Below are 12,046 nucleotides of genomic sequence, written 5' to 3'. Positions count from 1 at the left end.
TAAAGGCAGTAAACATGTGGAAATAGTAAAGATTGTGGAAAAAATTAAAATAGACTTTTATTTATAAAATAAAATTCCTAATATTGCAGTCCGATTTTAAACAACAAAAAGTCGGCTTAATAGCTTAAAATCATGGATTTAGTAAAATTTGTTGAAGAGCAGGTAATCGCAAAAAATGAGTTTCCTGCATTCAAATCAGGAGATACAGTGAGTGTTCACTATAAGATTCGCGAAGGTAATAAAGAGCGTATCCAAATTTACCAAGGTGTAGTATTGCAACGCAATAGCGTTGGTGCTAATGAAACGTTTACCGTTCGTAAGATTTCTAATGGTGTTGGTGTGGAACGTATTTTCCCAATCAACTCTCCAAACATCGCGAAGGTAGAAGTACATAGCCATGGTAAAGTTCGCAGATCTAAATTATTCTATCTGCGTGAGCTTACGGGTAAAGCAGCACGTATCAAATCTAAAAGAGTTTAATCTTTTGGTAAATCATATACTAGCCTTCCCGAATCAATCGGGGAGGTTTTTTTGTTGGTAGGACTTTTAGCTTTGACGCTATTATGAACAGCGAATTCTTTGAACAAATATTTTGGGGTAACACCATAAAAGATTATTGTTTCTTTACGGCAATCATTGTGCTCGGATTGCTTTTCAAGCGGATTATTTCCAGGGTACTTAGCTCATTGCTTTACCGTTTGTTCAGGAACTTCGCGGCTGATATAGAAGATGGTAAGTTCGTATCCCTTTTGCTTAAGCCTATAGAGTTCTTTATACAGGTGTTCACTTATTATGCTGCGGTTAACCAACTTAAGCATCCTCTTGATGTCAGGTTATTTAGTAATGCCGGTCAGATCAATAAAACAAAGTTGCCGGTAGAGATTTATCTGGGCCAGGTTATCGATAAGATTTTTCTGTTTCTCATTATTCTCTCCGTATTCTGGATCATCCTTCGCATTATTGATTTTGTAGCACATGTCTTAAAATATAAAGCCAGCATTACTGAAAACAAGGCAGACGATCAGCTTGTCCCTTTCCTGAAAGAGCTTACTAAAACTATTGTTTGTTTCATTGGGTTTTTTGTGCTGTTAGGTTATGTTTTTGAAATCAATGTCCTTACCCTCATCACCGGACTAGGAATTGGTGGTATTGCTGTGGCCTTGGCCGCAAAAGAGAGCCTTGAAAACCTGATTGGATCATTTACCATCTTTCTGGACAAGCCGTTCACCGTAGGGGACGTGGTTAAGGTAGATGGTATTGAGGGTACTATTGATAAGGTGGGTTTTAGAAGTACGAGGATTATTAGTCCCGATAAAACGACCATTATCATCCCCAACCGTGCGATGATTGACGGCGTGTTGGAAAACGTAACAAGGCGGAATTTTCAACGGATCATTTTCATGATCGGTTTGAGTTATTTAACAGAGCAGGAGAAAATACAGGCTATAGTGGCAGATATCACCAATCTTTTAAAAGCCCATCCGCAAGTACAAGATGGTTCAGCCCGATTGGAATCCTTTGGAGAGTCCTCTTTAAATATTCAGGTGATCTATTTGGTTCCTAATGAAAGTGCAGCGACACCAGCAGAGATCAAGGAAGAAATCAACTATAAAATTATAGGAATCGTCCAGAATAATGGTGCGGATTTCGCGATTAAGCCAATTCAGCTAAAACCGTAATACCGCCCTTTACCACCTGGTTAAGTTTAAGGTTTACCTTAGTGCCAACAGGTAGAAATATATCTACTCTGGAGCCAAACTTAATAAAGCCGAACTCTTTGCTTTGCTCTACAAGATCACCTTCTTTGACATACCAAACAATACGTCTGGCAAGGGCTCCCGCAATTTGTCTGAACAATACAGGCGTTCCGTTTTCATGTTCAACAACAACGGTTGTACGTTCGTTTTCGGTAGAAGATTTAGGGTTCCATGCCGCCAGGTATTTACCAGGGTGATATTTAAAGAACTTGACTACTCCAGAGATTGGATTCCTGTTGATGTGTACATTTACCGGCGACATAAAGATTGATACTTGCAGCCTTTTGTCTTTAAAGTATTCTCCTTCTTCAGTTTCCTCAATAACTACAACTTTTCCGTCTGCCGGACAAATTACCAGGTTGTTGCCAGAGGTAAATGAGCGAGAAGGGTTCCTGAAAAACTGAAGTACAGTTAAGAACAACGCTACAGAGAAAATATAAGCCAACCAACGCAACCAGGTAATATCAGCAAACCTATAGTCTATAAATGCATTTAAAACAAATATAAAAAGTAGTGAAACGGCAATCGTAGTGTATCCTTCCTTGTGTATGGTCATTTTTCTGATTTAAATAAACATTGCAAAATTGTGAAAAATATTTGGATAAAGCGGCTAGCTTAATCAACAGTTTTAGCCCTGTAAATATCTTTTAAATTTCTGCCGAGGCCATTGTAATCCAGACCATAACCTACTACAAACTCATTTGCGATTTCAAACCCGACATATTCCAGCTCTTCAATTGGCGCTTTTAATGCCTTAGGTTTAAGAAGTAATGCGCAAACCTTTACTGAAGCAGGTTTCTGTTTTTGGATCTCTTCAATAATAAAATCTAAAGTGAACCCAGTATCCACAATGTCTTCCACCAGGATAACATCACGTTCAAAGAGGTCTGAAGGAAGACCAAAAGCCTGTTTGATTTTGCCGGAACTTTCTGTTCCCTCGTAGGAAGAAACTTTTATAAACCCTACTTCACAAGAGACTGTAATTTCTTTAAGCAGATCAGCCATGAACAAAAAACTCCCGTTAAGCACTCCAATAAAAATAGGACACCGGTTTTCATAATCAACGTTCAGTTGTATACCAATCAGGCGCGTGCGCTTGCAGATATTGTCGTTCTCCAGGAATATCTCAAACTCTTTATCCTCTATCTGAATGGTGTTCATGCTAGCCGTTTTCTTTGTTTTGTTTCTCTAATTCCTTTTCCTTCTTCTTCTGCTCCCGCTTCTCTTGCCTTAACTGTTTTTTTGTTTTCAAGGTATCAGTTTTTGGCAAAACCTTAACGGTGTCTGTTTTAGAACCGAAAAGACGGTCGAACAGATTCTTCGACTGGTCCTGCATCTCCACAGCAGGTAGCGAATCTTCGCTGTCCAGTACATTGGTGTCTACTACAACTGAATCCGGCAATAAATATTGTCTTAGGCCTTCTCTAAGCCGAACATTATAAAACCCATAACCACTGGTATCTGCAGGTGTTAGCCCCCTTCTAGCCATGATGTTCCCTATGTACTGAAAGTAGTTGTACATATAGTCCTTTAATCCGCCACTACCTGTAAACTTATACAAAGCAGCTTTAGGTCTCGGTACAATATTAGCCAAAAAGATGCCCTCCCCAATGTTCAGTTCCGCTGGTGTTTTGCCAAAATAGTGGCGGGTTGCCTCCCCGATCCCGTATACATTCCGGCCCATTTCTATGATGTTGAAATATACTTCCAGCATGCGGTTCTTGCTCACCAGCCTATTATTTTCTATTAGCCACACGATCAAGATCTCTTCAGCTTTACGAGCCAGTGTTTTTTTTCTGCTTAGAAACACGTTTTTCACCAATTGCATGGAGATCGTACTTCCGCCGCGTACAAATTTCTTTTCCTTGAAATTTACAGCAAACGATTTACGGATAGATTCCTGTACAAAGCCTTTATGAGAGAAGAAAGAAGGGTCTTCTGAGGTCAGGATTGCATTCTTAAAGTTGCTGGAAACTTCCGATAGCGGAGTGTAGTTCGGATTTGATGGGCCAATCATGATGTCCCGCATCGGCTTCCCATATTCGTAAGGCGTATATATAAACGGTCCGTTGATTTTCTGAAGATTGGTTTTCCCCCACTTTACAATCTTAAAGTTGTAAGGGATTAGTCCGGAATCAAATTTAACACTATCTGGTTGCGAGCTATCCAGGTAAAAATTGAGTGCATATTTTACCTTTCCACTAACTTTTAGACCTTCCAAAGATTCAAATAAACCCTGTGGAAATGCGTTTAATATTTCCTGAGCATCCTGTTCAGGGGCGTTGAGTTTAACCTCGTAGATTTTATTAGGACTTAACGTATACTTTAGATAGGGGTGGATTTCTGCTTTTTTCAAAAACACAGTCGATGTACTATCCATCGCCACATAATTTGGTCCGACCAGGAGATTTGCCTCAATTCTGGCTTCAGGGACAACGATATCATTTGCGGCAATCTTCGCATGGTTGATCAGCAAGTTTTTAACGGACCAGGAACCCTCTATTTTATAATCATCACCACTGTAATCGGCACCTTTTAAAACCGTTCTTATGGTGTCAAAACTCAGTTTTGCATGAAGCCTATTGTTCAGGTATGGCAATTCAACTTTCTTATTGTCTGCAAATACCATGACATCAAAATGCTTGCTTCCGGCTTTCACCTCACCCTCTGCATGCCAGGTAGATTCCGTACCGTTTACTTTGATGGTGGACTTAAGGACACCATTTTTTATGGTTGCAGAAGTGGTTAAAAAGGACAGCTTTGCTGTATCGTTATCATTCAACGCAACCATCAGGTTCTTGATTTCCATATCGTCCGGAACCTTGTAAAGAATCTGGTTCAACAGGTTGCTGGCAATTTCAGACAGCGCTACCTTTGACTTGTCCGCTGTATTGTCCTTCTTTTTGCGCTTTAATATGAAGTCTAAATTGCTTAAAGAATCCTTAAATACGAGGTTAATCTTTCCGTCATTTAAGGTCATTTCAGACAGCTTCACATCGCCAAAAAGTAAAGGAAATAATTTTACACCAATGGTTAAGTCTGCTATATTACTCAAGGTATCGCGTTCTTTTGGTACGAGTGTAATATTAGTCATGTGTACGGTACTCAGCCCGCTAAACCCAGCTTCGCCGATCTTGATGCTTAAGTCGTAATCCTTATCGGCTTTATATATTGCTTTGGCAATCATTTTCCTTAGTAAAGCCTCCCTTTTACTATAGGCTACGCTGCCTGCTATTATGGAGAGGAGGATAAAGATCCCTAAAACCCAAGCGCCTATCTTCAAGTACTTTTTAGGGATGTTAATTTTTGGAAGCCGCATGTTGTAAATTAGGTGTTTAATGCTAAACGTTCAATACAAACTAAAAGTTTATTCGCGATAAAATTACAATAAAATGGGGCATATAAAATTAAATAAGGGCTAAATTTGCGGTTAATGATGATTAGTCCAGAACAAGTGCTTTCTGCACTCAGGAACGTAGAAGACCCGGATCTAAAGAAAGACCTGGTTACCCTTAACATGATCAAGGATCTTAAGATCGATGGCAACAATGTTAGTTTTACACTAGAGCTAACCACTCCGGCATGTCCAATGAAAGACATGCTAAAAAATGCCTGTAACAATGCTGTGAAGCATTTTGTGAGTAAAGATGCGGAGGTGACTATCAATGTTACATCCAGGGTTACCAAACCAATGGACACCACCCAGCTTAAAGACATCAGGAATATTATTCTGGTTTCATCTGGTAAAGGCGGCGTTGGTAAATCCACGGTTGCAAGCAACCTGGCCGTGACGCTGGCGGCAGAGGGGGCAAGAGTAGGGCTGATTGATGCAGATATCTACGGGCCATCTGTGCCAACCATGTTTGATCTGGTCGGCGCCAAACCATCCGCCAGGGAAACTGAAGATGGCAAGACGCTGATTTTACCGATTGAGAAACATGGCATCAAGCTGCTTTCTCTGGGTTTCTTTGCAGATCCGGATCAGCCGGTACCGTGGCGTGGGCCAATGGCATCAAATGCAGTAAAGCAACTGTTCAATGATGCCGACTGGGGTGAGCTGGATTACCTGATTGTAGATCTTCCGCCGGGAACCGGCGATATTCACATTACCATAACGCAAAGTTTCCCAATAGCGGGTGCGGTAATTGTAACTACGCCTCAGCAAGTGGCATTGGCCGATACCCGTAAAGGACTGGCTATGTTTAAAATGCCAAGCATCAATATTCCTGTATTGGGCGTGGTAGAAAACATGGCATACTTTACGCCGGCAGAACTTCCAGATAACAAGTATTATTTATTTGGGAAAGATGGCGGTAAACAGCTGGCCACTTCCTTTGCGGTGCCTTTCCTTGGGGAAATCCCTTTGTTACAAGGCATTTCAGAAGCTGGTGATGCTGGTGCTCCAATTGCATTAGATAGGGATAGTATTTTAAGCAAAACCTTCTCAGAAATTGCAGGAAGGGTGGCGCAGCAGATTGCGATCAACAATGCAATCGCCTAATTCATAAAAATTTACTATTTTTATACTTTAATATAAAACCAATGAATTTAACAGAACAAGTAGAGCAGGCACTGGAAACCATCCGCCCATATTTATTAGCCGATGGAGGGGATGTTGCCATAGAGGAAATTACGGAGGAGAATGTAGTTAAATTGAAATTGTTAGGTAACTGCGGATCTTGCAAAATGAGCTTCATGACTATGAAGGCGGGAATTGAACAAGCCATTATGAAAGCCGTGCCTCAAATCACATCTGTTGTGGCCATTAACCTGGCAGAACCAGTTTAGCCATTTTAACACAATTTAACTAGTCGTGTTGTTTAATACAGGTAGATTTGTATAATGAAGTATGCTTTAACCATCTTATTGCTTCTATTTGTTTCTTCAGTGTTTGCACAGCAGACAGTTGAAAATAAGAAACTGATACAGTTTTCCGGTATTATTACTGACGTAGACAGTAATACTGTGGTGCCCTATGTAACGGTGACCAACCTCAGTAACAAAGAGCAGAAATACGCGGCTAACTATAAGGGCTTTTTTTCATTTATTGCCCATCCCGGTGATACCATTCTTTACACCGCTGTAGGTTACCGCGATTTATTGTTGCCAATTCCATCAGACATTACAGAAACAAAATATACTGCGCAGATTAGACTAAAGGCAGAGATTGTTAATCTGCCAACAGTTAGGGTCTATCCATGGGCTACTGTGGAAGACTTTACAAGGGATTTCATGACGATGAAGATAGCTGATGATGATTACATTATTGCTATTAAAAACCTGTCTAGAGAAAGTATTGGGGGTTTGATGGTTACCTTACCCAGAGATGGGGGAGAGATACAGAGTGCAAACTTCAGGTTAAATCATTACAATTCTCTAAATAAGAACATGACGCAAACTAATCCATTGCTAAATCCATTTGCATGGGGTAAGTTAATGCAGTCTATCTTTAAAGGAGATAAGAGCCGAAGCGCCGATAATTAACGTTTCTTCCGCTGGTTGGGGAAACGCATCTTGTAATCTGCCTTTACATTACCTTTAGAAATGTTCTCCAGTTTACTTTGCAGCATTCTTTTACGCAATAAGCCAAGCTTATCTGTAAAGAGTGTTCCTTCGATATGATCATACTCATGCTGGATTACGCGAGCGGCCATACCCGTTACCTCTTCTTCATGAAGTTTCCAGTTTTCATCGTAGTATTTGATTCGAATATTGGGTTTGCGCATGACATCTTCCCTAATATCGGGTATGCTTAGGCAACCTTCATTAAAAGCCCATGGTTCACCGGTTTCTTCTAGCATTTCTGCATTGATAAATATTTTTTTGTAACGTGCTTTATCATCACTGCCGGTATCCACAATAAACAGACGGATAGGTAAACCCACCTGTGGCGCAGCCAATCCAACACCGTTAGCGTTGTACATGGTGTCAAACATGTTCTTAATCAGTTCCTGTAATTCTGGGTAGGTCTCGTCAATAGGAGCGCAAACTTTCTTAAGAACAGGATCTCCGTAGGCTACAATGGATAACTTCATGATACAAAAGTACAAATATTAAGCTAAAGGATAAAAAGTTAGGGAGCTCAAATTGGATTCGTCCAGTATTTCTGTAGATATATTAGCCATATCAGTCCTGGATACCGATTCAATTTTATGGAACACAGTTGCCAGATCATCAATCCTGTCGTATTCCAGTAAGCTTTTTGCCATAGAGATGATCAAGCCGATGCGGTTCTCCTCACCTAATGCAATTTGACCTATAAATTTTTGCTTCGCCTTTTGAAGTTGTATTTCGCTAAGTGGATTTTCCCGTAGTTTCTTCATCTCCTTGAAGATCAAACCAAGAGCTCTGTCAACTTTTTCTGAATCTGTGCCAAAGTAAATGGTAAAGATCCCGGTGTCAGTAAGCGGGCTATAGCCAGACTCTATCGTGTAGGCGATGCCATATTTTTCTCTGATCTGCAGGTTCAAAACAGAGCTCATCCCTGTGCCACCAAAATGGTTGTTTAACAAGAGCAGCCCGGTTTTATTCGCGTCGTGCAGGGAATAAGCAGGGCAGCCCAGGACAGTATGCGCCTGGGTAATTGGTTTATGCTGTATCCGAGTAAACAACTCCTGTTCAACAGGCGCGATCCGATGCGGTTTGTGCAGGTTTTCCTTTACATCAGCATAATGTTTGTTGCCTATTCTAACCAGTTGTTTTAGGGAGTAATTACCAATCACAGCAATAATGATCTTATCGGTGTGGTAATTATCAGCAATAAACTGCTGGATGTCCTGACGGTTTAACCCTGTAACAGAATCCAACGTGCCCAGAATGTTTCTGCCTAATGGATGGCCGGCAAAGGCCATGTCCTCAAAATCATCGTATATGGCCTCTTCTGGCTGGTCCTGGTAAGACGCAATTTCATCAAGGATAACGCCTTTTTCTTTCTCCATTTCCTCATCTGGAAAGGTGGAGTGGAAGACAATATCGTTAAAGAGTTCCAGTGTACGGTCCAGATAGGGATTCAAAAATGAAGCATGTATGCAGGTATATTCTTTCGTGGTGTAGGCATTAAGATCGGCACCCACGCTTTCCAGTCTGTTCAAGATTTGATTGGTAGAGCGCTTCTCTGTTCGCTTAAAAATGAGGTGTTCTATGAAGTGCGCTAAGCCCGACTGGTGTTCTTTTTCATCTCTTGAGCCGCTGTTGATAATGATGCAGGCATGAGAAATTGCAGAAGCAGAAGGTACATGTAATAAGCGGATGCCATTAGGCAAAGTATGAACGTTATATTCCATCAATGCGCAAAGGTACACAGAAATGTTAAAAGTTACTGCTTGCTCCACCACCACCAAAACAAAATCACATCGTTTTTTGCTAAGGCCGAGGGTTGTGTAAACTAATGGTAAAATTGCCGGCCAGCACCAAAACAACCAAGCAAAGAGAATGGCCTTGTGCTTGAGAGACCAGGGTGGGTTGCTCGGGCTTATCTGTTTTGGAACTCATAATCGTAAATATAACAAAATAGGGTGCCCATGCAATGGACACCCTATTCTTCATTTTAGAACGCGATAGAATTAGATCAACTCAACGCTTCTGCTTACAAATGCAGTTAGTTCTGCACCAGTCAGCATACCCTGAGCCAATAAAGCTAAATCTACTGCTTGCTTAGCTAATAAGCCCTTAGTCTCATCGCTATCAGAGGCCAGGATCTTTGCAATTAGCTTGTGGTTTCCGTTGATCGCAACTTTATAACTATCTGGCATGTTACCGTAGAAGCCCATACCGCCACCCATTGCAGCCATATCTTTCATGCGGCGCATAAACTCGTCCATAGTTACCGTAACAGGCAATTCTTCTGGGTTTAAGCCAACAATTTCTACAGTATAACCTGGTTTGGTGATTGCTTTTTCAAAAACCTCTTTAACAGTTTTGCTTTGATCTTCAGTTAGAACCGATTCTACGTTATCATCTTTGTCGATCAATTTACTAGCAACACTAGAGTCCACACGTTTTAAAGAAGTTTTTTCCAGTTTCTGCTCTAAATGCTGCACAAAGTGATTGTCAATTGGAGAGTCCATCAACAATACATCATAGTCTATCTTGTTCGCGCTTTGTATAAAACTGTCTTGCTTAGCGGGATCATTGCTGTAGATGTAAACAACCTGACCGTTTTTGTCCGTTTGGAAAGGAGCCACTTTTTCGCGGTATTCTTCCAATGTAAAGTTTTCTTTCTTGGTGTTGGTCAACAACGCGAAATCTTTAGCTTTATCGTTGAACTTTTCTTCGCTCACCATTCCATATTTCACGAACAAACCAATATCTCCCCATTTTTCTTCATAACCCTTGCGGTCCTTGTTGAAAAGTTCAGCAAGCTTGTCGGCGACTTTTTTAGTGATGTAACTGTTAATTTTCTTTACATTGCTATCTGCCTGTAAGAAGCTTCTGGAAACATTCAAAGGAATATCTGGTGAGTCAATAACTCCGTGCAATAACATTAAAAACTCTGGAACAATGTCTTTAACCTCATCAGTAATGAATACCTGGCGGGAGAACAACTTGATCTTGTTTCGTTGCATGTCGAAATCGTTCTTCACTTTAGGGAAGTACAATACGCCTGTTAGGTTAAACGGATAATCAACATTGAGGTGGATCCAGAATAAAGGATCTTCTGAAAAAGGGTATAATTGTTTGTAAAAAGAAAGGTAGTCCTCGTCTGACAAATCTGCAGGTGCTTTTGTCCAGATTGGGTTTGTAGTGTTAATGATGTTGTCCACCTCAACGCTCTTAGTTTTAGCTTTACCTTCTTCATCTTCACCATCAGGTTCCTGCTCAGTTTTGGTTCCAAATTTAATAAGTACCGGAAGGAATTTACCGTATTTATCAAGGATGCCCTCTAACTTATGTTTGTCTAAAAATTCTTCAGATTCCGCATTTACGTGTAAAGTTATGGTCGTGCCGCGTGTGGTACGGTTACCTGCAGAGATCGTAAATTCAGTACTTCCGTCGCACAGCCATTTAGCAGGCTCTGCTCCTTCCTGATAAGATAAGGTCTGAATCTCTACCAGATCTGAAACCATGAATGCAGAATAGAAGCCTAAACCGAATTTACCAATGATTTCGTTGGCATCTTTTGCATCCTTAAATTTCTCTACGAATTCACTTGCCCCAGAGAAAGCAACCTGGTTAATGTATTTTTTGATCTCTTCGGCAGTCATACCCAAACCATTATCAGAAATGGTGATGGTTTTTGCATCTTTATCTACCGCAACTTCAACCAAGGGATTGCCCAATTCGCCGTTGTACTGGCCCAGGGCGGCTAATCTTTTAATTTTTTGTACCGCATCTACGGCATTAGACACGAGTTCTCTCAAAAAGATCTCATTGTCTGAATACAGGAATTTCTTGATGATCGGGAAAATATTCTCTGTGTGTATGGAAATACTTCCTTTTTCTTCTATGCTCATATGGTTAACTGATTTTTAAGTACATAACCCTACTATCAATGTGTATTCCAAAGTGGTTGTACTTGTCAAATTGACAGGCGCTTTTCAAATCATAAATAATCCTATCTTTAAAAATATTTTATTCGCATATATTCAATTAAATTTAAATCCAATGAGAAAACTTCTTGCAATTTGCGCTATTCCGCTATTATTAATCTCATGTTCTAGTATCAAGCAGAATCAACCCGGAAAATGGATCAGCCTGTTTGATGGAAAAACCCTCAATGGCTGGAAGAAAAACCAGAACCCGGAAACCTTTAGCGTGGAGAACGGAACGATCAAAGTTGCAGGACCAATTTCGCATTTATTTTATGATGGCCCGGTTAGCAATCACAACTTTAAGAACTTTGAGTTCAAAGCAATGGTGATGACAAAGCCGCAGTCCAATTCAGGAATTTTTATCCATACGGTGTTTCAGCAGGAAGGATTCCCTGGAAAAGGATATGAAGTGCAAGTTAATAACTCGCATGGCGACTGGAGAAGGACCGGAAGTTTATACGGTGTTAAGGATGTGAAGGAAACTTATGTGAAGGATAATGAGTGGTATGAAGAATACATTATGGTTAAAGACAAAACCGTTACCATTAAGATAAATGGCAAAACTGTAGTAGAATACACAGAGCCAGAAGAAGAGGGCAGAAAAAATGCTGGAGGCAGGGCATTCTCTAGCGGTACATTTGCTTTACAGGGACACGATCCAGGAAGTGTAGTGTTTTACAAAGACATAAAAGTGAGGTTACTACCAGATTGATAAATATGACAGGCAGTGATTGTCTTTTTACATATTACACTGTTGTG

12 protein-coding genes are annotated in these 12,046 nt (G+C 40.5%); 6 read left to right on the top strand and 6 right to left on the bottom strand.

All coding sequences use genetic code 11. The features are described from left to right. The first annotated feature begins 132 nt into the window (after positions 1-132). Together rplS and ACXZ1K_RS03240 are read left to right on the top strand one after the other, a co-directional pair. On the top strand, positions 133-480 hold the full coding sequence (gene rplS / locus ACXZ1K_RS03245) for a 50S ribosomal protein L19 (protein ID WP_458971947.1): 348 nt from the start codon (positions 133-135) through the stop codon (positions 478-480). A gap of 83 nt (positions 481-563) precedes the next feature. Further along, complete coding sequence (locus tag ACXZ1K_RS03240) at positions 564-1,679, top strand: mechanosensitive ion channel family protein (RefSeq protein WP_458971946.1); 1,116 nt, start codon at positions 564-566, stop codon at positions 1,677-1,679. Here ACXZ1K_RS03240 and ACXZ1K_RS03235 read toward each other — a convergent pair. The 3 genes from ACXZ1K_RS03235 to ACXZ1K_RS03225 are packed head-to-tail and all read right to left on the bottom strand — an operon-like array spanning position 1,654 to position 5,076. Then, a complete protein-coding gene (locus ACXZ1K_RS03235) occupies positions 1,654-2,313 on the bottom strand; it encodes a phosphatidylserine decarboxylase family protein (protein ID WP_458971945.1) in 660 nt (219 codons plus the stop codon). The two genes, ACXZ1K_RS03240 and ACXZ1K_RS03235, sit on opposite strands and share 26 nt — an antisense overlap. Before the next feature lie 59 nt (positions 2,314-2,372). Beyond that, positions 2,373-2,918 (bottom strand): hypoxanthine phosphoribosyltransferase, encoded by a 546-nt coding sequence (hpt, locus tag ACXZ1K_RS03230; protein ID WP_458971944.1) that lies wholly within the window; start codon positions 2,916-2,918, stop codon positions 2,373-2,375. A 1-nt stretch (position 2,919) separates the two neighbouring features. Further along, positions 2,920-5,076, bottom strand: a complete 2,157-nt coding sequence (locus ACXZ1K_RS03225; RefSeq protein WP_458971943.1) for a transglycosylase domain-containing protein — start codon at positions 5,074-5,076, stop codon at positions 2,920-2,922. A gap of 117 nt (positions 5,077-5,193) precedes the next feature. On the opposite strand from ACXZ1K_RS03225, the gene ACXZ1K_RS03220 reads away from it, so the two are divergent. Genes ACXZ1K_RS03220 through ACXZ1K_RS03210 form a run of 3 tightly spaced genes read left to right on the top strand, consistent with a single transcriptional unit; the run spans position 5,194 to position 7,241 of the window. Then, complete coding sequence (locus tag ACXZ1K_RS03220) at positions 5,194-6,258, top strand: Mrp/NBP35 family ATP-binding protein (protein ID WP_458973228.1); 1,065 nt, start codon at positions 5,194-5,196, stop codon at positions 6,256-6,258. Positions 6,259-6,299: 41 nt separating this feature from the next. Then, positions 6,300-6,545 carry a NifU family protein gene (locus ACXZ1K_RS03215; protein ID WP_458971942.1) on the top strand — a complete coding sequence of 82 codons (246 nt, stop codon included), beginning with the start codon at positions 6,300-6,302 and terminating at the stop codon, positions 6,543-6,545. Between the two features lie 54 nt (positions 6,546-6,599). Continuing rightward, complete coding sequence (locus tag ACXZ1K_RS03210) at positions 6,600-7,241, top strand: hypothetical protein (protein ID WP_458971941.1); 642 nt, start codon at positions 6,600-6,602, stop codon at positions 7,239-7,241. Here the strand turns inward: ACXZ1K_RS03210 and def are convergent. From def to htpG, 3 genes are all read right to left on the bottom strand, one after another. Next, positions 7,238-7,792 carry a peptide deformylase gene (def, locus tag ACXZ1K_RS03205; RefSeq protein ID WP_458971940.1) on the bottom strand — a complete coding sequence of 185 codons (555 nt, stop codon included), beginning with the start codon at positions 7,790-7,792 and terminating at the stop codon, positions 7,238-7,240. The genes ACXZ1K_RS03210 and def overlap by 4 nt on opposite strands. Positions 7,793-7,810: 18 nt before the next feature. After that, the gene (locus tag ACXZ1K_RS03200) at positions 7,811-9,040 is read right to left on the bottom strand and encodes a M16 family metallopeptidase (protein WP_458973227.1); all 1,230 of its coding nucleotides are present in this window, start codon (positions 9,038-9,040) and stop codon (positions 7,811-7,813) included. A gap of 279 nt (positions 9,041-9,319) precedes the next feature. Beyond that, positions 9,320-11,209, bottom strand: a complete 1,890-nt coding sequence (htpG, locus tag ACXZ1K_RS03195) for a molecular chaperone HtpG (protein WP_458971939.1) — start codon at positions 11,207-11,209, stop codon at positions 9,320-9,322. Positions 11,210-11,360: 151 nt separating this feature from the next. On the opposite strand from htpG, the gene ACXZ1K_RS03190 reads away from it, so the two are divergent. Next, positions 11,361-11,999 carry a 3-keto-disaccharide hydrolase gene (locus ACXZ1K_RS03190; RefSeq protein WP_458971938.1) on the top strand — a complete coding sequence of 213 codons (639 nt, stop codon included), beginning with the start codon at positions 11,361-11,363 and terminating at the stop codon, positions 11,997-11,999. The last annotated feature ends 47 nt before the right edge of the window (positions 12,000-12,046 follow it).

It is taken from the genome of Pedobacter jaeyakensis (assembly GCF_054461315.1).
The sequence above is the reverse complement of the archived record's forward strand: the minus strand, read 5'-3'. Positions and strand labels throughout refer to the sequence as shown.